This window comes from Streptomyces sp. NPDC111606 (assembly GCF_055656945.1).
Window position 1 is genome coordinate 1 of the sequence record NZ_JBVKBY010000006.1, and the last position, 20,311, is coordinate 20,311.

13 protein-coding genes, 1 tRNA gene and 1 rRNA gene are annotated in these 20,311 nt (G+C 68.8%); 12 read left to right on the forward strand and 3 right to left on the reverse strand.

Annotated elements, in window-relative coordinates; genetic code table 11:
- The 3 genes from rrf to ACZ7M7_RS21640 form a co-directional block, all read left to right on the forward strand.
- Positions 1-87 (forward strand): 5S ribosomal RNA (rrf, locus tag ACZ7M7_RS21630); the annotation flags it as partial.
- 114 nt (positions 88-201) lie between these two features.
- Positions 202-864, forward strand: coding sequence for a DegT/DnrJ/EryC1/StrS family aminotransferase (locus ACZ7M7_RS21635; RefSeq protein ID WP_472120240.1), 663 nt, complete (start codon positions 202-204; stop codon positions 862-864).
- A gap of 77 nt (positions 865-941) precedes the next feature.
- Positions 942-1,017 (forward strand) — tRNA-Thr (locus tag ACZ7M7_RS21640).
- A 65-nt stretch (positions 1,018-1,082) separates the two neighbouring features.
- Here the strand turns inward: ACZ7M7_RS21640 and ACZ7M7_RS21645 are convergent.
- The gene (locus ACZ7M7_RS21645) at positions 1,083-3,833 is read right to left on the reverse strand and encodes a SpoIIE family protein phosphatase (RefSeq protein WP_383604917.1); all 2,751 of its coding nucleotides are present in this window, start codon (positions 3,831-3,833) and stop codon (positions 1,083-1,085) included.
- Between the two features lie 378 nt (positions 3,834-4,211).
- Between ACZ7M7_RS21645 and ACZ7M7_RS21650 the strand changes: the two genes are divergently transcribed.
- The 9 genes from ACZ7M7_RS21650 to ACZ7M7_RS21690 all read left to right on the forward strand — a co-directional run bounded on the left by ACZ7M7_RS21650 (position 4,212) and on the right by ACZ7M7_RS21690 (position 18,591).
- Entirely contained in the window at positions 4,212-9,686 is a 5,475-nt protein-coding gene (locus ACZ7M7_RS21650) for a HAMP domain-containing protein (protein ID WP_472119310.1), read from the forward strand.
- 244 nt (positions 9,687-9,930) lie between these two features.
- Positions 9,931-10,611 (forward strand): response regulator, encoded by a 681-nt coding sequence (locus tag ACZ7M7_RS21655; protein ID WP_383604911.1) that lies wholly within the window; start codon positions 9,931-9,933, stop codon positions 10,609-10,611.
- Positions 10,612-10,772: 161 nt separating this feature from the next.
- Positions 10,773-13,502, forward strand: a complete 2,730-nt coding sequence (locus ACZ7M7_RS21660; RefSeq protein ID WP_472119313.1) for a DNA translocase FtsK — start codon at positions 10,773-10,775, stop codon at positions 13,500-13,502.
- A gap of 279 nt (positions 13,503-13,781) precedes the next feature.
- A complete protein-coding gene (locus ACZ7M7_RS21665) occupies positions 13,782-14,612 on the forward strand; it encodes a helix-turn-helix domain-containing protein (RefSeq protein WP_472119316.1) in 831 nt (276 codons plus the stop codon).
- Positions 14,613-14,706: 94 nt separating this feature from the next.
- Positions 14,707-16,185, forward strand: coding sequence for a 30S ribosomal protein S12 methylthiotransferase RimO (gene rimO, locus ACZ7M7_RS21670; RefSeq protein WP_472119319.1), 1,479 nt, complete (start codon positions 14,707-14,709; stop codon positions 16,183-16,185).
- Positions 16,182-16,961 (forward strand): CDP-diacylglycerol--glycerol-3-phosphate 3-phosphatidyltransferase, encoded by a 780-nt coding sequence (pgsA, locus tag ACZ7M7_RS21675; RefSeq protein ID WP_383604899.1) that lies wholly within the window; start codon positions 16,182-16,184, stop codon positions 16,959-16,961. The genes rimO and pgsA overlap by 4 nt, the downstream gene beginning before the upstream one ends.
- Positions 16,958-17,503, forward strand: coding sequence for a CinA family protein (locus ACZ7M7_RS21680; RefSeq protein WP_472119322.1), 546 nt, complete (start codon positions 16,958-16,960; stop codon positions 17,501-17,503). Before pgsA ends, ACZ7M7_RS21680 begins: the two co-directional genes overlap by 4 nt.
- Before the next feature lie 109 nt (positions 17,504-17,612).
- Positions 17,613-17,993, forward strand: coding sequence for a helix-turn-helix domain-containing protein (locus tag ACZ7M7_RS21685; RefSeq protein WP_062700236.1), 381 nt, complete (start codon positions 17,613-17,615; stop codon positions 17,991-17,993).
- 319 nt (positions 17,994-18,312) lie between these two features.
- Positions 18,313-18,591, forward strand: a complete 279-nt coding sequence (locus tag ACZ7M7_RS21690; RefSeq protein ID WP_383631193.1) for a hypothetical protein — start codon at positions 18,313-18,315, stop codon at positions 18,589-18,591.
- On the opposite strand, the gene ACZ7M7_RS21695 is transcribed toward ACZ7M7_RS21690, so the two are convergent.
- Both ACZ7M7_RS21695 and ACZ7M7_RS21700 read right to left on the reverse strand, forming a co-directional pair.
- On the reverse strand, positions 18,539-19,303 hold the full coding sequence (locus ACZ7M7_RS21695; RefSeq protein ID WP_472119326.1) for an SDR family NAD(P)-dependent oxidoreductase: 765 nt from the start codon (positions 19,301-19,303) through the stop codon (positions 18,539-18,541). The genes ACZ7M7_RS21690 and ACZ7M7_RS21695 overlap by 53 nt on opposite strands.
- A 32-nt stretch (positions 19,304-19,335) precedes the next feature.
- Positions 19,336-20,229 (reverse strand): Fpg/Nei family DNA glycosylase, encoded by an 894-nt coding sequence (locus ACZ7M7_RS21700; RefSeq protein ID WP_383604885.1) that lies wholly within the window; start codon positions 20,227-20,229, stop codon positions 19,336-19,338.
- Between the last annotated feature and the right edge of the window lie 82 nt (positions 20,230-20,311).

Sequence of the window (20,311 nt, forward strand, 5' to 3'; positions counted from 1 at the left end):
GGTTACATTCCGAACCCGGAAGCTAAGCCTTACAGCGCCGATGGTACTGCAGGGGGGACCCTGTGGGAGAGTAGGACGCCGCCGAACTCCTTTTAATAGGGTTGGTCCCGGAACTTCGGTTCCGGGACCAACCCTTTTTTGTTGTGCGTCACCTGAAGTTCACGTTTCGCAACCAACATCCCACACATGGGTACTGCTGCAATGCTCAGGGCCGCCGGCGTCGGAGTCGGTGACGAGGTTGTCGTACCGGCCTTCGGGAACGTCGAAGTCGCCGAGGCCGTGATCCTGGCCGGGGCGCTGCCGGTGTTCGCCGACATAGATCCGGTGACGTACTGCCTGGACGCCGGCGCTGTCGAGGCGGTCGTCACCTCGCGGACGGCGGCTGTCGTCGCCGTACATCGTTTCGGCCGGTGGGCCGACATCGCGCGGTTGCACGAGATCGGGCAGCGGCATGAGCTGTTGGTGCTGGAGCAGGGCGAGTCCGAGGTTCCGTACGACGAGATTGCTCAGCGTCGGCAGCGGGCCGCTTACCTGGACGCGAGGTTGAGGGGCGTACAGACGCCCGATGGTGGTGACGGGCACACCTATCAGCAGTACGTCGTGCGCGTGCCGGGGAACGGGCGGCCGGATCGCGACGCATTCGCTCGGGCCGTGCGAGCCAGGGGAGTTGAGTGCCGGGTGCCGGTGAAGACGCCCGTGCACAGGCTGCCCGAGTTCCGTCGGTGTGTGTCCCTGCCGGAGACCGAGCGGGCGGCTGATGAAACGTTGGCCCTGCCCGTCGACGCGGCTCTGACCAAGAAGGACATGCAACGGATCGTGTCCGCCTGCAATGCGCTCGGGGGGCTTCTCCAGCCCGCGTTCTGAGCGGGTTTGGGAGCACGGGTGTGTTCGGGGTATGATCTATTCCGTTGCCGCGAGGGAAACTTCGCAAAAGGTGACAGGCCCCTATAGCTCAGTCGGTAGAGCGTCTCCATGGTAAGGAGAAGGTCAACGGTTCGATTCCGTTTGGGGGCTCCAGACTGAAGGCCCCGCCCAATTGGGCGGGGCCTTTTGCATGTCTTCCCCCGTGTCGTCCCCGGTCCCTAGTCCGTGTGAAGGCCAGGGACGCGCATGGCCAGGATGGCCATGTCGTCGGACGGGGCGTCCGAGGCGAAGCGTTCGACCGCGCGCATGATGCGGGCCGCCACTGCGCCCGCCGTCAGGCCCGTGCAGGTGGTGAGGACGTCGGTGAGGCCGTCGTCGCCCAGCATCCGGCTGCCCTCGCGGCGTTCGGTGACGCCGTCCGTGACGCAGAGGAGGACGTCACCGGGGTCGAGGGTGACCGTCTGCTCGTAGAGCTCCAGGTCCTCCATGACACCGAGGAGCGGCTGGGGTTCGGCTGCCGGTTCGACCGTGCCGTCCTGGCGCAGGCGGAGGGGCAGGGGGTGGCCGGCGCAGACCACCTTCAGCTCGGCGCTGCCGTCCTCCTGGGGCCTCAACTCGCCGTAGAGGAGCGTCAGGAAGCGGCTGCGGGCGCCCTCGTCGAGGATCGCGGAGTTGAGGCGCTCCAGCACCGCCGGGCCGCTGAGCCCCTCACGCGCGAGGAGCCGGAGTGCGTGCCGGGCGAGGCCCGTGACCGCCGCCGCGTTCGGGCCCGTACCGCAGACGTCGCCGATGGCGAAGCCGTAGGCACCGTCGCTGATCGGGAAGAGGTCGTAGAAGTCGCCGCCGACCTCGTTGCCCTCGCCGGCCGCGCGGTAGATGACCTCGACCTCGACGCCGTCGATCAGGGGCAGCTCGGGCGGCAGGAGGCTGCGCTGCAGGGACTGGCTGATGGCGGTGCGCTCGGAGTAGAGACGGGCGTTGTCCAGGGCCAGGGCGGCCCTTCGTGAGAGGTCCTCCGCCAGCTCCAGGATTTCCTGGCGGAAGTGTTCGTCCGTCGGCTTGCCGAGCGTCAACATGCCGATGACGCGGTTGCGGGCCACCAGCGGCAGTACGACCGTCTCGCCGCCCACCGCGGACGCCGTGGCCAGGGTGGGGCCGATGCCGATGCCCGAGCTGACCCGGTGCGGGGGCTCGCCGAGGCCCAGGCTGCGCATGGAGGTGCGCAGGGCCGCCTGGTGGGCCGCCTGGGCCGGGGCCGACCAGACGCGGGCGCCTGGGGTGGGGACGGGGTCGGGAGGGGAGATCTTCGACAGCAAGGACTTAATGCCGTCGATGAGTTCCTCGTCCTCGTGCAGGACGTACGACAGGTACGGCTCCGAGGCCTGGTCGGCGATCGTGTAGACGGCGCACCAGGTGGCAAGGGTCGGGACCGTCATCTGGGCCATCAGGGCCAGGGTCTGGTCGCGGTCCAGGGTTCCGGCGAGCAGGTCGGAGGCCTCGACGAGGAAGCTGAGCGAGCCCCGGCGCAGGCGTTCCAGTTCGCCCAGGCGGGCCGACTCCACGGCCAGGGCGATGCGGTCGGCCGCGAACTGGAGGCGCAGCGCCTCCTCGTTGGAGTATCTCGCGGGTGCCTCGGCAGCGACGCCCAGGGAGCCGGTGAGGCGGCCCTCGACCTTCAGGGGGACGGTGACGACCGAGCGCATGCCGGTGCCCCTGAGAAGCGGGACGGCGCCGGGGACCATCGTGAGGTCCTCGTGGACCGCCGGCATCCGGGCCGAGCCGTAGCGGCCGGGGCCTGCCTCGACGGGCACGCGCGCGAAGCGCTGGCGGGCGGAGGGCAGGCCGGTGGAGGCGCGGACCTCCAACTCCGTCTCGTCGTCGGTTGCCAGGAGCAGGAACGCGGAGTCGCCGTCGAGCATGTCTCGGGCGCGTTCCACCGTGCGCTGGAGGAGGCCGTCGAGGTCGTCCGGGGCGGGTGAGCCGATGAACACCTCGAACGGGTCCGTGCTCTGGGCCTCGTTGGTGGTGTCGGAGGCCGGGATGCGCAACGGGGTCTGCAGAACAGCCCGTTCGTGGTCCCGGACCAGGAGGCAGACCGTTGACGGTTCGCCGCCCGTGTCACGGACGCGGAGGTGGGAGGCGTACACCGGCGTGACGCGGCCGTTGGCGCCCCTTATGCCGTAGCTGCCTTCCCAGCGCGAGAGTTGGAGTGCCTCGGCGATTCCGGTGCTTGTGCCCGGGGTGTGCGGCCAGGCGGCGAGGTCGGTGAGGGGCTTGCCGGTGACCTGCTCGGCCGCATAGCCGAAGAGGTCCTCCGCATCCTCGTTCCAGGACGAGATGGCGCCCGAACGGTCGATCTGGACGACCGCGACGCGGACGCGGCCGTCGGCGAGGGGGAGGAGGTCGGAAGGCAGCGACGGGCCTGCCGCGCGGGTGCCCACCGGGCGCTCGGGGAGGTCCAGTTGGAACCAGACCTGCTTGTGTGTGGGTGTGTACTCGACGCCCCAGCGGCCGGCCAGGGCCGCGCACAGCTGGAGGCCTCGGCCGCCCTCGCGGTCGGGGCTGCCCATGTTGACGGGCGAGCCCTGGAGGGGGATCTCGCGCTCCGGATACCGGTCGGCCACCTCGACGCGTACACCGTCGTCACTGCGCAGACACAGAACGTCCGCGGAGGTACCCGCGTGCACCACGGCGTTCGTCACCAATTCACTGGTGAGGACCACGGCGTCGTCGACGATGTCGGCGAAGCCCCAGCCCTGGAGTGTGTCGCGGACGAAGGAGCGGGCGCTCGCGACCGATCGCCCGACGGGGTCGAAGCTGGCTGCCGCGCGCGCGGTGATCACAGAACTCCTCGTCCGGTTGTCGACGTGCAAGGCCCCGTGGCCGGCCAGCTCGTGCCGCTGGTGCGGCATCTGCGCGCCTGTCGGCCGCTCCGGGGATTGTCCCCCCGGGATCAGTCCGGTGGTCATGTCCGGCTGCCCCTCCGATGCCCGCTCGTTGCTCCTCCTGCCACCGCCCAGGCCGGACGGACCGGCGCGGCTGGACAGCCGCATGCAAGGTTACTTACCTTCGCCGTCCATGCGGATGCCGGTCTGCAGTGTTTCCGTCCGGAGGGTGTGCGGACGATGTGCGAAGCTGCCGAACTGTTATGGCCGGGTTCGGCGGGGGTGAAACACTGGGCAAGCTTCTTGTGAAGGTCCGGGCAGGCCGAGTGTCGTTCGCGTATCGCGGGCAGCAGCAGGTGGTGTGGCCTGGTATATCCGGCAGGAATACCCATCAGTAACGGGTACGCCGAACAGTAGAACCCGAGCACAGCAGTAACGGTCGACCCCTGCGGGAGGGACACAGTGGAGTCTGGCGCAGCGACGCGGGGCACTAAGACGCGCGCGAAAGGCGGACAGTCCCTGAGGAACGAGCGCAAAACGCGAGGCGGGACCACTGCGGTGGACACAGCTGCCCTGAACCGGCTGCTGACGGCCCTTGTGTCGATGCGCGACGGGAACTTCCGGAAGCGGCTCACGGTGTCCGGGGACGGCGTGATGTCGGAGATCGCGGCCGTCTTCAACGAGGTGGCCGACCGCAATCTTCATCTGACGGGTGAGTTGGCGCGGGTGCGGCGCATGGTCGGCCGCGAGGGCAAACTCACGGAACGGCTGGAGACAGGTGCCTGTGAGGGCTCCTGGGCGGCCGCCGTCGACAACTCCAACGCCCTGGTCGACGACCTCGTACGGCCCGTCTCCGAGGTCGGCCGGGTGCTGTCCGCGGTGGCCGACGGTGATCTGTCGCCGCGCATGGAGCTGCGGACGCAGGCCCAGGACGGGACCGGGCATCCCCTGCGAGGGGAGTTCCTCAAGGTCGGGCGGACCGTAAACAACCTTGTCGATCAGCTGTCGACGTTCACCGACGAGGTCACGCGCGTGGCCAGCGAGGTGGGCACCGAGGGCAAGCTCGGCGGGCAGGCACGCGTGCGTGGCATGTCGGGTTCGTGGAAGGACCTCACGGACTCCGTCAACACCATGGCGTACCGGCTGACGGCCCAGGTCAGGGACATCGCGCTGGTGACCACCGCGGTTGCCAAGGGTGATCTGTCCCGGAAGGTCACGGTTCACGTGGCCGGCGAGATGCTGGAGCTGAAGAACACCGTCAACACGATGGTGGACCAGCTGTCGTCCTTCTCCTCCGAGGTGACGCGAGTCGCGCGCGAGGTGGGCACCGAGGGCGAGCTGGGCGGTCAGGCGCAGGTGCCCGGTGTGGCCGGCGTGTGGAAGGACCTCACCGATTCGGTGAACCTCATGGCCGGCAACCTGACCGCGCAGGTGCGAGGAATCGCACAGGTGACGACCGCGGTCGCCAATGGTGACCTGTCGCAGAAGGTGACCGTGTCGGCACGCGGCGAGGTTGCACAGCTCGCGGACACGATCAACCAGATGACCGAGACGCTGCGGATCTTCGCGGACGAGGTCACGCGCGTGGCCAACGAGGTCGGCGCCGAGGGCCGGCTGGGCGGCCAGGCGAACGTGCCGGGCGCGGCGGGCACGTGGAAGGACCTCACGGACTCCGTCAACACGGTGTTCCGGAATCTGACCATTCAGGTGAGGGACATCGCGGCGGTCACCACGGCCGTGGCCAATGGTGACCTGTCGCAGAAGGTCACGGTCGACGTGGCCGGCGAGATGCTCGAGCTGAAGAACACCGTCAACGGCATGGTCGACCAGCTGTCGTCGTTCGGTTCCGAGGTCACGCGTGTCGCGCGTGAGGTCGGTGTGGAGGGTGAGCTCGGCGGTCAGGCGCAGGTGCCAGGGGCCGCGGGGACCTGGAAGGACCTGACGGACTCCGTCAACACAGCGTTCCGCAACCTCACCGGACAGGTGAGGAACATCGCTCAGGTGACCACGGCGGTGGCCAACGGCGACCTGTCGCAGAAGGTCACCGTGGACGTCTCCGGCGAGATGCTCCAGCTGAAGAACACCGTGAACACGATGGTGGACCAGCTGTCGTCGTTCGCCGACCAGGTCACGCGCATGGCCCGGGACGTGGGCACCGAGGGCCGGCTGGGCGGGCAGGCGGTCGTACCGGGTGTGGCCGGTACATGGAAGGAGCTCACCGACTCCGTCAACGGCATGGCGGGAAACCTGACCGCCCAGGTGCGCAACATCGCCCAGGTGACCACGGCGGTGGCCCGGGGTGACCTGTCCCAGAAGATCGACGTCGACGCGCGCGGCGAGATCCTGGAGCTGAAGAACACCATCAACACGATGGTCGACCAGCTGTCGTCCTTCGCCGATCAGGTGACCCTGGTCGCGCGTGAGGTGGGTACCGAGGGCCGCCTGGGCGGACAGGCGCAGGTGCCCGGCGTCGCCGGTGTGTGGCGTGACCTGACCGACTCCGTGAACGGCATGGCCTCCAACCTGACCGGCCAGGTGCGCAACATCGCACAGGTCGCCACGGCGGTGGCTCGGGGTGACCTGTCCCAGAAGATCACCGTGGACGCGCGCGGGGAGATCCTGGAGCTGAAGAACACCCTGAACACGATGGTGGACCAGCTGTCGTCCTTCGCCGAAGAAGTCACGCGTGTGGCCCGTGAGGTGGGCACGGAGGGCATCCTCGGCGGGCAGGCCGAGGTGCAGGGTGTCTCCGGCACCTGGAAGGACCTCACGCAGTCCGTGAACTTCATGGCGAACAACCTGACGATCCAGGTGCGCAACATCGCCGAGGTCACGACGGCGGTCGCCAAGGGTGACCTGTCGAAGAAGATCACCGTCGACGCAAAGGGCGAGATCCTCGAGCTCGTCACCACCGTGAACACGATGGTGGACCAGCTGTCGTCCTTCGCCGAGCAGGTGACCCGAGTGGCCCGTGAGGTGGGCACGGACGGCATCCTCGGCGGCCAGGCGCACGTGCCGGGCGCCACGGGCATCTGGAAGGACCTCAGCAACAACGTCAACCTGATGGCCAACAACCTGACCGTCCAGGTGCGGAACATCTCCCAGGTCGCGGCGGCGGTCGCCAACGGCGATCTGACGCGGACGGTGACGATCGAGGCGCGCGGCGAGGTCGCGCAGCTCGCGGACACCTTCAACACCATGGTGAAGACGCTGAGTTCGTTCGCGGACCAGGTCACCAAGGTGGCCCGCGAGGTGGGCACGGACGGCATCCTCGGTGGTCAGGCGCATGTGCCGGGTGTGGCCGGTACGTGGAAGGACCTCACCGAGTCCGTGAACCAGATGGCGTCCAACCTGACCGGTCAGGTGCGCAACATCGCCATGGTCACGACCGCCATCGCCAAGGGTGACCTGACCAAGAAGATCGACATCGACGCCCGGGGCGAGATCCTCGAGCTCAAGACGACGATCAACACGATGGTCGACCAGCTGTCGTCCTTCGCGGAGGAGGTCACCCGAGTCGCCCGTGAGGTGGGCACCGAAGGACAGCTCGGCGGCCAGGCACGCGTGCGTGACGTCGACGGCACCTGGCGGGACCTCACCGAGTCCGTGAACGAGATGGCGGGAAACCTCACTCGGCAGGTGCGTGCCATCGCGCGTGTGGCGACCGCGGTGACCCGCGGTGACCTGAACCTGAAGATCGACGTCGACGCGTCCGGCGAGATTCAGGAACTCCAGGACTACATCAACAAGATGATCGCCAACCTGCGCGACACCACGATCGCCAACAAGGAGCAGGACTGGCTCAAGGGCAACCTCGCCCGGATCTCGGCACTCATGCAGGGCCGCCGCGATCTGGCGGACGTCGCGTCGCTGATCATGAGCGAGCTGACGCCGGTGGTGACCGCGCAGCACGGCGCTTTCTTCGTCGCCATGCCGCTGCTCGACGGCAAGGACCTGGCGGCCGAGAACGACGACCAGTACGAGCTGCGGATGCTCGGGTCGTACGGCTACTCGATGGGTTCCATGCCGACGTCCTTCCGGCCGGGTGAGGCGCTCATCGGGACGGCCGCCGAGGAGAAGCGCACGATCCTGGTGGAGAACGCGCCCAGCGGCTATCTGAAGATCTCCTCCGGGCTCGGCGAGGCGCCGCCCGCGCAGGTGATCGTCCTTCCGGTGCTGTTCGAGGGCAAGGTGCTCGGCGTGATCGAGCTGGCTTCCTTCACGCCGTTCACGCAGATCCAGAAGGACTTCCTCAACCAGATCGCCGAGATGATTGCGACCAGCGTCAACACCATCTCCGTCAACACCAAGACCGAGGTGCTGCTGAAGCAGTCGCAGGAGCTGACCGAGCAGCTCCGTGAGCGGTCGGAAGAGCTGGAGAACCGGCAGAAGGCCCTCCAGGCGTCCAACGCCGAACTGGAGGAGAAGGCCGAGCTGCTGGCCCAGCAGAACCGCGACATCGAGGTGAAGAACACCGAGATCGAGGAGGCGCGGCAGGTCCTGGAGGAGCGTGCCGAGCAGCTCGCGGTCTCCATGCGCTACAAGAGCGAGTTCCTCGCCAACATGTCGCACGAGCTGCGTACGCCGCTCAACTCGCTGCTGATCCTGGCCAAGCTGCTCGCCGACAACGCGGAGGGCAACCTCTCGCCCAAGCAGGTCGAGTTCGCCGAGACCATCCACGGCGCCGGCTCCGACCTGCTCCAGCTGATCAACGACATCCTCGACCTGTCGAAGGTCGAGGCGGGCAAGATGGACGTCTCCCCGACGCGTATCGCGCTCGTGCAGCTCGTCGACTACGTGGAGGCCACCTTCCGGCCGCTGACTGCGGAGAAGGGCCTGGACCTGTCCGTACGGGTCTCGCCGGAGCTGCCCGCCACCCTGCACACCGACGAACAGCGGCTGCTGCAGGTGCTGCGCAACCTGCTGTCCAACGCGGTGAAGTTCACCGACTCCGGGTCGGTCGAGCTGGTCATCCGTCCGGCCGGGATGGACGTGCCGCAGAAGATCCGGGAGCAGCTGCTGGAAACCGGCTCGCTGACCGAGGTGGACGCGCCGCTGATCGCGTTCTCCGTGACCGACACCGGCATCGGGATCGCGGCCAGCAAGATGCGGGTGATCTTCGAGGCGTTCAAGCAGGCGGATGGCACGACCAGCCGTAAGTACGGCGGTACGGGGCTGGGGCTGTCCATCTCGCGGGAGATCGCGCAGTTGCTCGGCGGTGAGATTTACGCGCAGAGCGAGCCGGGACGCGGCTCGACGTTCACGCTGTATTTGCCGCTGCACCCGAGCGAACTGCCTCCGCACGGCTACCAGCAGCAGTTGCCGTCCCTCGACGCGGGCGACCTGGTGGCCTCGGCGGCCGAGCTGGCGGAGCTGGCCGACGTGGAGATCGAGACGCCGGCCGAGGTGCGGTCGTACCGGGAGACGCAAAACGGCGCCGCCGCGCTCTTCAGGCGCCGCCGCAGGGCCGCCAACGAGCTGGAGCAGCGGCCGGTGCAGCAGGAGCAGTGGTCGGCGCCCGAGCAGATCAGGGCGCCGCAGTCGCTCAGGGGCATCCGCTTCGGTGGCGAGAAGGTGCTGATCGTGGACGACGACATCCGCAACGTCTTCGCGCTGACCAGTGTCCTGGAGCAGCACGGCCTGTCCGTGCTGTACGCGGAGAACGGCCGTGAGGGCATCGAGGTCCTGGAACAGCACGACGACGTGGCGGTCGTCCTGATGGACATCATGATGCCCGAGATGGACGGATACGCGACGACCACGGCGATCCGCAGGATGCCGCAGTTCGCCGGACTCCCGATCATCGCGCTGACCGCCAAGGCGATGAAGGGCGACCGGGAGAAGGCGATCGAGTCGGGCGCCTCCGACTACGTGACGAAGCCGGTCGACCCCGATCATCTGCTGGCGGTGATGGATCAGTGGATGACCGAGCAGTGACGGCAGCTGACAGTGTTCACGCGGAGTTGCTGACTCAGTGTGCTCGAAGCCGTGTAGAAGTGCGGGATTCGGGGAACCTTCTGGTCTCCCGCTACGTTTCTGCTACGTGCACAGTGACATCGCGGTGACAGGGTGTGGCGACAGGCGGGGTGCGGCTACCATGACCGGCACGAGGGCGGGCGGCGTAACGGAGTCGTCCCCTGGGGCGGAGCCCGGTGCACTGCCGGGGCGAGGAGGGCGGGCCATGGTGCAGAAGGCCAAGATCCTCCTGGTCGATGACCGGCCGGAGAATCTGCTGGCGCTGGAGGCGATCCTCTCTGCGCTCGATCAGACCCTGGTGCGGGCATCGTCCGGGGAGGAAGCGCTCAAAGCACTGCTGACGGACGACTTCGCGGTCATTCTGCTGGACGTCCAGATGCCGGGAATGGACGGTTTCGAAACCGCGGCGCACATCAAGCGGCGGGAACGGACCCGCGACATCCCGATCATCTTCCTCACCGCGATCAACCACGGCCCGCATCACACCTTCCGCGGCTACGCGGCGGGTGCGGTGGACTACATCTCCAAGCCGTTCGACCCGTGGGTGCTGCGGGCGAAGGTCTCGGTGTTCGTCGAGCTGTACATGAAGAACTGCCAGCTGCGTGAGCAGGCGGCGCTGTTGCGGCTCCAGTTGGAGGGCGGCGGCAAGGCCTCGGGTGCGGACTCGAAGGAGCCGGCGGGGCTGCTGGCCGAGCTGTCGGCGCGGCTGGCCGCGGTCGAGGAGCAGGCCGAGGCGCTGTCCAAGCAGCTTGACGACGACTCAGCCGATGCGGCCGCGGTGGCCACGGCGGCTCATCTCGAACGCAAACTCACCGGATTGCGGCGGGCGCTCGACGCGTTGGAGCCGGGCACCGGAAGCACGTCCTCGGTTCCCTCGCAGAACTGACGTCATGGTGGCGCGTGTTGACGCGCGCACATATCCGGGCCGTCCGACGCGTGACCGGCCGGTGAACCGGCGTCAGTTCACCGCCCCCGCAAGGGCGACACGAACGGGTGAAGCAGTGGGCACACGTGTCCGCTGTCTTCTCCACCGGTAACCTCACACCCATGGCCTCACGTCCCTCCGCAGCCAAGAAGCCGCCCGCAAAGAAGGCGGCCGCTCCGGCGAAGAAGGCCGCCGCCAAGAAAGCCCCCGCGAAGAAGGCGCCGGCCAAGAAGGCCGCGGCGAAGAAAGCCGCGCCCGCGCCCAAGCCGGCGCCCAACCCCACCGGGGGCATCTACCGCCTCGTACGCGCCGTCTGGCTCGGGCTCGCACATGCGGTCGGCGCGGTCTTCCGCGGCATAGGGCAGGGCGCGAAGAACCTCGACCCCGCCCATCGCAAGGACGGCATCGCGCTGTTGCTCCTCGGGCTCGCGCTGATCGTCGCCGCCGGCACCTGGTCCAATCTGCGCGGTCCCGTCGGCGACCTCGTCGAGATCATCGTGACCGGCGCCTTCGGCCGGCTCGACCTGCTCGTGCCGATACTGCTCGCGGTCGTCGCCGTACGGTTCATCCGGCACCCCGAGCAGCCCGAGGCCAACGGCCGTATCGTCATCGGCCTGTCCGCGCTCGTCATCGGCGTGCTCGGCCAGGTCCACGTCGCCGTCGGCTCGCCCGCCCGCACCGACGGCATGCAGGCCATAAGGGACGCCGGCGGGCTGATCGGCTGGGGCGCGGCGACTCCGCTGACGTACGCCATGGGCGAGGTCCTCGCCGTACCGCTGCTCGTGCTGCTCACGATCTTCGGTCTGCTGGTCGTCACGGCCACTCCGGTCAACGCCATCCCGCAGCGGCTGAGGCTGCTCGGTGTGAAGCTCGGGATCCTGCCCGACCCCGAAGAGGACGACGAGTATTCCGACGACGACGAGCGCTACGACGACCAGTGGCGCGAGTCGCTGCCCGCGGCGCGTGGTCGCAAGCGCCGTCCGGCCCCCGAGGCGTACGACCCCGACAGCGCCGAGCAGGAGGCCCTCTCACGGCGTCGCGGCCGGCCGAGGCGCTCGGCGGTGCCGCAGCCCGAGATGGAACGTCCCATGGACGCTGTGGACGTCGCCGCGGCCGCCGCTGCCGCGCTCGACGGCGCCGTCCTGCACGGGATGCCGCCCTCGCCGATCGTCGCCGACCTCACCCAGGGCGTGAGCGTGGGCGACCGCGCGGAGACCACCCCGGTGCCGACGCCGGTACCGGCCGCGCGGCCCAAGCAGGAGAAGCTCCCCAAGTCGGAGGTGACCAACCTCGCCAAGGCCGAGGTCCCGGACCTCACCAAGGCCGCGCCCGACCAGATGCGCGACCTGCCCGCGCGCGCCGAACAGCTCCAGCTGTCCGGTGACATCACGTACTCGCTCCCGTCGCTCGACCTCCTCGAGCGCGGCGGCCCCGGCAAGTCGCGCAGTGCCGCCAACGACGCCATCGTCGAGTCGCTCACCACCGTCTTCACCGAGTTCAAGGTCGACGCCCGCGTCACCGGCTTCACGCGCGGGCCGACGGTCACGCGCTACGAGGTCGAGCTCGGGCCGGCCGTGAAGGTCGAGCGCATCACCGCGCTGACGAAGAACATCGCGTACGCGGTCGCCAGCCCGGACGTGCGGATCATCAGCCCGATCCCCGGCAAGTCCGCGGTCGGCATCGAGATCCCCAACACCGACCGCGAGATGGTCAACCTCGGTGACGTGCTGCGCCTCGCGGCCGCCGCCGAGGACGACCACCCGATGCTGGTCGCGCTCGGCAAGGACGTCGAGGGCGGCTATGTGATGGCCAACATCGCGAAGATGCCGCATGTGCTGGTTGCCGGCGCCACCGGTTCCGGTAAGTCGTCCTGCATTAACTGCTTGATCACTTCGGTGATGATGCGGGCGACCCCGGAGGACGTGCGCATGGTTCTGGTCGACCCCAAGCGCGTCGAGCTGACCGCGTACGAGGGCATCCCGCACCTGATCACGCCGATCATCACCAACCCGAAGCGGGCCGCCGAGGCGCTCCAGTGGGTCGTACGGGAGATGGACCTTCGGTACGACGACCTGGCGGCGTACGGCTACCGGCACATCGACGACTTCAACGAAGCCGTTCGCAACGGCAAGGTGAAGTCGCCGGAGGGCAGTGAGCGCGAGCTTCAGCCGTACCCGTACCTGCTGGTCATCGTGGATGAGCTCGCCGACCTGATGATGGTCGCGCCGCGTGACGTCGAGGACGCGATCGTGCGCATCACGCAGCTCGCGCGCGCGGCCGGCATCCACCTGGTGCTCGCCACGCAGCGGCCGTCGGTCGATGTCGTCACCGGTCTCATCAAGGCGAACGTCCCCTCACGGCTCGCGTTCGCCACATCCTCGCTCGCGGACTCGCGCGTCATCCTCGACCAGCCCGGCGCCGAGAAGCTGATCGGCAAGGGCGACGGGCTGTTCCTGCCGATGGGTGCCAACAAGCCCACGCGTATGCAGGGCGCGTTCGTGACCGAGGAGGAGGTCGCGGTCGTCGTCCAGCACTGCAAGGACCAGATGGCGCCGGTCTTCCGGGATGACGTCGTCGTGGGGACGAAGCAGAAGAAGGAGATCGACGAGGACATCGGCGACGACCTCGATCTGCTGTGCCAGGCGGCCGAGCTGGTGGTCTCCACGCAGTTCGGTTCGACGTCGATGCTCCAGCGCAAGCTGCGGGTCGGGTTCGCCAAGGCGGGGCGGCTGATGGACCTCATGGAGTCCCGCAACATCGTCGGACCGAGCGAGGGCTCCAAGGCTCGTGACGTTCTTGTGAAACCTGATGAGCTGGACGGAGTGCTCGCTCTGATCCGCGGGGAGGCTTAAAAGAGTCCGGGGCGGAAAAGCGACACAGTGATGGCCCTCGACGGGTGGGTGATGAGTCGATGTCCGATCGTGACTCACCCGTAAGGGATCATTGAGCAACCGTTCCCCTTCGGCGTACGTCAAGTTGAAGGAAGCGCGACAATCTCGTACTCCCACCATCGGCATGTCCGGCCATACCGATGGCGTACAAAGTCCCACCGCCCGGTTGCCCCACCCTTTCGTACCCCCCCTAGACTGAACCTGCAGCACAGGTGGCTTAAACGCTCGAAAGGCGCCCCCGTGTCCATCGGCAACTCCCCTGAAGACGAGCGTCCGTTCGAAGACGTGTCCGAGGAAGCCCGCCCCTCGATCGGCCGTGCCCTCCAGCAGGCCCGTATCGATGCCGGGCTGACTGTCGACGACGTCACCAACGCCACCCGGGTCCGGATCGCCATCGTGCATGCCATCGAGGCGGACGACTTCGCCGCCTGCGGCGGCGACGTGTACGCCCGTGGTCACATCCGGACCCTGGCCAGAGCCGTCCACCTCGATCCTGCCCCGCTTCTCGCCCAGTACGACGACTCGCACGGCGGACGACCGGCGCCGACCCCGGCCGCCCCTCTGTTCGAGGCGGAGCGCATCCGTCCCGAGCGGCGCGGGCCCAACTGGACCGCGGCCATGGTCGCCGCGATCGTCGCCGTGATCGGGTTCGTCGGGTTCACCGCGTTCAAGGGCGAGGACGAGGGTGGCAAGTCGGCGGTCGCCGAGGGCGGCTCCACGCCGGCGGCCGACAAGACCACGCCCACGCCGAAGACCGACAAGCCCAAGGACCCCAAGCCGTCGGACAGCGCCATCGCCGCCGTCCCCCAGGACAAGGTGACCGTCCAGGTCAGCGCCGCCGACGGAAGGAGCTGGGTCGCCATCAAGGACCACAACGGCCGGCTCCTCTTCGACGGCCTCCTCAAGCAGGGCGACTCCAAGACCTTCCAGGACAGCGAGAAGATCAATCTCGTCCTGGGCGACGCCGGCGCGATCGACCTCTACGTCAACGGCAAGAAGATCGAGGACGACTGGCAGCCGGGCGCCGTGGAGCGCCTCACGTACACGAAGGGCGACCCGCAGGCCGGATAAGTCTGGCTCAAGGGTTTGGTTGTGGACGGGGTTGGCCAAGATCGGCCAACCCCGTCGACGTGGGCTGTCAGTGAGACAAAGTAGTCTTGAGCCCATGCCTGAACGCCGTACCGTCGCACTCGTCACTCTTGGCTGCGCCCGTAACGAGGTGGACTCGGAGGAGCTCGCAGGCCGCTTGGAGGCGGACGGCTGGGACCTCGTGGAGGACGCCGGGGACGCGGATGTCGCCGTCGTCAACACGTGTGGCTTCGTCGACGCCGCCAAGAAGGACTCCGTCGACGCCCTCCTGGAGGCCAACGACCTCAAGGGGCATGGGAGAACCCAGGCCGTCGTGGCGGTGGGCTGTATGGCCGAGCGGTACGGCAAGGAGCTCGCCGAAGCCCTCCCCGAGGCCGACGGCGTGCTCGGCTTCGACGACTACTCCAACATCTCGGACCGCCTGCAGACCATCCTGAACGGCGGCATCCACGCCGCGCACACCCCGCGCGACCGGCGCAAGCTGCTGCCGATCAGCCCGGCCGAGCGGCAGGAGTCCCCTGCCGAGGTCGCGCTGCCCGGGCATGCGCCCGTCGACCTTCCGGAGGGACTCGCTCCGGCCTCCGGTCCGCGCTCGCCGCTGCGCCGCCGTCTCGACGGCGCCCCGGTCGCCTCGGTGAAGCTCGCCTCCGGCTGCGACCGGCGCTGCTCCTTCTGCGCCATCCCGTCCTTCCGCGGCTCCTTCATCTCGCGCCGGCCCAGCGACGTGCTGAACGAGACGCGGTGGCTGGCCGAACAGGGTGTGAAGGAGATCATGCTGGTCTCCGAGAACAACACCTCGTACGGCAAGGACCTGGGCGACATCCGTCTGCTGGAGTCCCTCCTGCCGGAGCTCGCCGAAGTCGACGGCATTGAGCGTGTCCGCGTCAGCTACCTCCAGCCGGCCGAGATGCGGCCCGGCCTCATCGACGTGCTGACCTCGACGCCGAAGATCGCCCCGTACTTCGACCTGTCCTTCCAGCACTCCGCGCCCGACGTACTGCGCTCGATGCGCCGCTTCGGGGACACCGACCGCTTCCTGGAGCTGCTCGACACCATCCGCGGCAAGGCACCGCAGGCCGGCGTACGCTCCAACTTCATCGTCGGCTTCCCCGGCGAGACCGAGGCCGACCTCGCCGAGCTGGAGCGGTTCCTGAACGGCGCGCGGCTGGACGCCATCGGCGTCTTCGGCTACTCCGACGAGGACGGCACGGAGGCCGCGACCTACGAGAACAAGCTCGACGAGGACGTCGTCGCCGAGCGGTTGGCACGTGTCTCCCGGCTTGCGGAGGAGCTCGTCTCGCAGCGGGCCGAGGAGCGCCTCGGGGAGACACTGCAGGTGCTCGTCGAGTCGGTGGACTCCGAGGACGGGGACGGCACGTACGGCCGCGCGGCCCACCAGGCACCGGAGACGGACGGCCAGGTGCTGCTCACGAGCGGCGAGGGACTGAGCATCGGTCGTATGGTCGAGGCGAAGGTGGTCGGCACGGAAGGTGTCGACCTGGTGGCCGAGCCGCTCCAGGGCACGCTCGCGTGTAGTGAGGAGGCTGGCAGATGACCGGAGTTCCGGCGTCCGCCGCGGGTGGCGCCTCCCCGGCGGGTGCGGCAGGCAAAGCGAGTGCCGTGGGTTCGTCCAAGGCCGGTGGCCCGAAGGCGGGCGGCTCGAAGGCGGGAGGCGGCGAAGCGGGCGTCCCGGGCGGTGCGAAGTCCGCGCGCGGCGGGAAGATCGCGGCCGCAGCCGTCAACCAGGCCAGCGTCTGGAACATCGCCAACCTGCTGACCATGCTCCGGCTGGTCCTCGTGCCCGCGTTCGTGGCGCTGATGCTGGCCGACGGCGGATACGACCCGGCGTGGCGCTCGCTGGCCTGGGCCGCCTTCGCCATCGCCATGATCACCGACCTCTTCGACGGTCATCTGGCGCGGGCGTACGACCTCGTCACCGACTTCGGGAAGATCGCCGACCCCATCGCCGACAAGGCGATCATGGGGGCGGCGTTGATCTGTCTGTCCGCGCTGGGTGATCTGCCGTGGTGGGTGACCGGCGTCATCCTCGGCAGGGAACTCGGGATCACGCTGCTTCGTTTCATCGTCATCCGGTACGGCGTGATCCCGGCGAGCCGCGGCGGCAAGCTGAAGACCCTCACGCAGGGCGTGGCCGTCGGGATGTACATCCTGGCGCTGACGGGGTGGCTGGCCACCCTGCGGTGGTGGGTGATGGCCGCGGCGGTCGTGCTGACCGTGGTGACCGGGCTCGACTATGTGAGACAAGCCATTGTGCTGCGCCGGCAAGGAATCGCAGAGCGCAAGGCCGCGTTGGAGGAGACGGAAGCGTGAGTTCTCCGGCCGCCGACGTGGTGCGACTACTCGTAGTGAACGGTGAGACGCTCGCTGTCGCCGAGTCGCTGACCGGCGGACTGGTGGCGGCGGAAATCACAGCCGTCCCTGGGGCATCCAAGGCCTTCCGGGGATCGGTGACCGCCTACGCCACTGAGCTGAAGCATGAGCTGCTCGGCGTCGACGTCGCCCTGCTGGCACAGCATGGAGCAGTGAATCCGCAGGTCGCGGCCCAAATGGCGGCCGGTGTACGCAAGGCACTGGGAGCCGACTGGGGCATCGCCACGACCGGCGTAGCGGGGCCCGAGAGGCAGGACGGGCAACCCGTGGGGACCGTCTTCGTGGCCGTGGACGGACCCGCCGGCCACGGTTCCGGTTCCGCCGGTGGCGGAAAAGTGGAGGCCCTGCGGTTGAACGGCGACCGCGCGGAAATTCGTATGGAGAGTGTACGGAGCGTACTCGCGCTTCTCCTGAAGGAGCTTGCGAGCGAACACAGTGGGAATGAGCGGGCACAGGATACGGAACAGAACGGGGGGTTTTGATGTTTGCAGCCCTGAGTGAACACGACATCGCTCCCCGCACGGCCGCGGCGCAAGGCGGTACGGTGGGGCGTGAAGGATGCGGCTACGCGGTCCGAGGAGGGAGCCACCGATGATTCTGCTCCGTCGCCTGCTGGGTGACGTGCTGCGTCGGCAGCGCCAGCGCCAGGGCCGTACTCTGCGCGAAGTCTCCTCGTCCGCCCGAGTCTCGCTCGGCTATCTCTCCGAGGTGGAGCGGGGGCAGAAGGAGGCTTCCTCCGAGCTGCTGTCCGCGATCTGCGACGCGCTTGACGTACGGATGTCCGAGCTCATGCGGGAAGTGAGCGACGAGCTCGCCCTCGCCGAGCTGGCCCAGTCTGCTGCGGCCACTCCGAGCGAACCTGTACCCACGTCGGTCCGCCCGATGCTGGGTTCCGTATCGGTGACCGGTGTGCCACCGGAACGGGTGACCATCAAGGCGCCTTCCGAGGCCGTCGACGTGGTCGCCGCCTGACGGTGACCACCGGGCGCGTGGACTGACCATGAGCTGAGATGTGTGGGGCCCCGGCCGGGCCTTCTCCAGGGAGACCTGGGGGAGTGCGGTCGGGGTTTCGTGCTGTCCGGGGACTCTTGCGCTGCGTGCGGGCCCCTGGCCCGGCCTCGTGGCGCCTTGCGGCGTCCGTTTGCCGGTGTGGGGCCCGGCGGTCATGGTGGAGGGTGTGATCGGCGCCTGACGCGCTGTGATGACATTGGCCCGCGCTGCATCCGTGTGCCGCCGGTGCGCCCTCCCGGCGGGTGAACGGGCGGCCTAGCCTCGGGCTGGAGGTGAGCGGATGGCACGGCCGATAGCGCGCTGGGGGGTGATCCTCGGGTTCGGGGCGCTGTGGTGGTGGGCAGTGCTGCGGCTCGCGCTGACGCCCGACGCGGGGGTGCTGGAGGGCGCCGTCGCCGCGGGAGGGTGGGGGCTGAGCCTGCTGCCGGTGCACTGTGTGCCGAAGGGGCGGGCCGCGGGAGCCGTCGACTCGCGGCGGTGGGCTCGGGCCTGGCAGGTGGAGCGGGCTACCACGGCATCGCCACGCCGCCGTTCGGACGCAGGATCTGCCCCGTCGTGAAGGACGCGGCGTCGGACGCCAGATGCAGCACCGCGTGCGCGATGTCCTCCGCTTCGCCGACCCGGCCCAGCGGTGACATGCGGGCCATGAGTGCCTCGGTGTGTGTCTGGGCCGCACTGTCGTGACGGTCGGTCATGGGCGTGCGGATCCAGCCCGGGGCGACCGCGTTGACGCGGATACCGTGCGGTCCCATCTCCGTGGCCAGCGTCTTGGTCAGCTGCACGACGGCAGCCTTGGCCGCGCCGTAGCAGAGCAGGCCCGGGCCGCCGGTGTCCACGGCGCCGGAGGCCATGGTGACGATGCTGCCTCTGACGCGCTGGGCGAGCATCGCGCCGGCAGCCTCCTGACAGGCGTACAGCACTCCCTTGAAGTTGACGCTCAGTACCCGGTCGAGGTCCTCGTCGCGGGTCTCCAGGACCGGGCTGCTGTGCATGATCCCGGCGACCGCGGCCATCACGTCGAGTCGTTCGCAGGATGTGACGGCCTGGTGGAGCTGCTCGCGGTCGGTCACGTCGAGGTGATGGGTGCGGGCGGTGCCGCCGCTCGATTTGATCAGGGTCGCAGTGTCGTGCAGGCCCTGCGCATCACGGTCGGCGCAGTGCACGGTTGCACCGGCCTCGGCGAGGAGGACGGCCGAGGCGCGGCCGATGCCGCTGGCTGCGCCGGTGACGAATGCAGTGCGTCCGGTGAGGTCGTACGCCTTGACGGCCATGAAAGGACGGTACGAGCAAGTCTGACGGGTCGTCAATTAGTGGTACTGGGTGGAGTGCTGGGCCGGTCCGGCGAGAGGGTCCCTCGGGCGGTGCGGGGAGCCCTGCGCGCGGCGGCGGTGCTCGGGGCCGGGCCCGCCTGGCAGTTCGGGCACCAGTAGGTGGGACGCTCGCGGGAGCCGTCGCCCTGGTCGGCCGCGCGGATGGGGGTGCCGCAGCGCAGGCAGGGGCGCTTGGCACGGCCGTACACGAAGAGGTCCTGGCCCCGGCGGCCCGTCGTACTGCGGATCGGGCGGTCGCGGTTGGCTTCCAGGAGCTTCTTGGCGAGTACGGGCAGTTGGGCTGCGTGCTCGGTCGGGAGTGCGCCGACGGGGAGCCAGGGGGTGACCCGGAGCAGGAAGCACAGCTCGCTCTTGTAGACATTGCCGATACCGGCGAGGTTGCGCTGGTCCAGCAGGGCCTCGCCGAGGGGGCGGGCGGGGTCGGCCAGGAGGTTGGCGAGGGCGCGGTCAGGCGCCCAGTCCGGACCCAGGAGGTCGGGGCCGAGGTGGCCCACTGCTCGGTCTTCCTCGGTGGTGCGCAGGAGGTCGAGGACGGGGAGGCGGTAGCCGACGGCCGTGCGGCCGGGACGGGCGTCGGCGGCGGCGAGGATCACACGGATCTGGTAGGAGGGGCCACCCGTCCAGCGCTCGTCGTCGGCGAACACCTTCCAGGAACCTTCCATCCCGAGGTGCGTGTGGACCGTCAGGCCGCCCTCGACGCGGGTGAGGAGGTGTTTGCCGCGCGGGGTGACGTCCAGGACGGTACGGCCCGTGAGGTCGACCGTGGCGTACTTCGGTACCCGGAAGTCGCTGACGGTCAGCATCTCGCCCGCGAGGGCTGTGTGCAGCCGCTTCGCCGTCTGCCAGACCGTGTCTCCTTCGGGCATGGGTCAAGGGTGGCATGGGGTGGGGGTGTGCGGTGGAGGGTGTGCGGTGGGGCGGATCGCGCGCGGCCGGGGGGTCGGGGGC

Bases quoted from the DNA above. Each gene is read 5' to 3' on its own strand.
- ACZ7M7_RS21685 (WP_062700236.1), top strand. From the start codon at position 17,613: ATGATTCTGCTCCGTCGCCTGCTGGGTGACGTGCTGCGTCGGCAGCGC.
- ACZ7M7_RS21695 (WP_472119326.1), bottom strand. From the start codon at position 19,303: ATGGCCGTCAAGGCGTACGACCTCACCGGACGCACTGCATTCGTCACC.
- rimO (WP_472119319.1), top strand. From the start codon at position 14,707: ATGCCTGAACGCCGTACCGTCGCACTCGTCACTCTTGGCTGCGCCCGT.
- ACZ7M7_RS21660 (WP_472119313.1), top strand. From the start codon at position 10,773: ATGGCCTCACGTCCCTCCGCAGCCAAGAAGCCGCCCGCAAAGAAGGCG.
- ACZ7M7_RS21645 (WP_383604917.1), bottom strand. From the start codon at position 3,833: ATGACCACCGGACTGATCCCGGGGGGACAATCCCCGGAGCGGCCGACA.
- pgsA (WP_383604899.1), top strand. From the start codon at position 16,182: ATGACCGGAGTTCCGGCGTCCGCCGCGGGTGGCGCCTCCCCGGCGGGT.
- ACZ7M7_RS21690 (WP_383631193.1), top strand. From the start codon at position 18,313: ATGGCACGGCCGATAGCGCGCTGGGGGGTGATCCTCGGGTTCGGGGCG.
- ACZ7M7_RS21700 (WP_383604885.1), bottom strand. From the start codon at position 20,229: ATGCCCGAAGGAGACACGGTCTGGCAGACGGCGAAGCGGCTGCACACA.
- ACZ7M7_RS21655 (WP_383604911.1), top strand. From the start codon at position 9,931: ATGGTGCAGAAGGCCAAGATCCTCCTGGTCGATGACCGGCCGGAGAAT.
- ACZ7M7_RS21635 (WP_472120240.1), top strand. From the start codon at position 202: ATGCTCAGGGCCGCCGGCGTCGGAGTCGGTGACGAGGTTGTCGTACCG.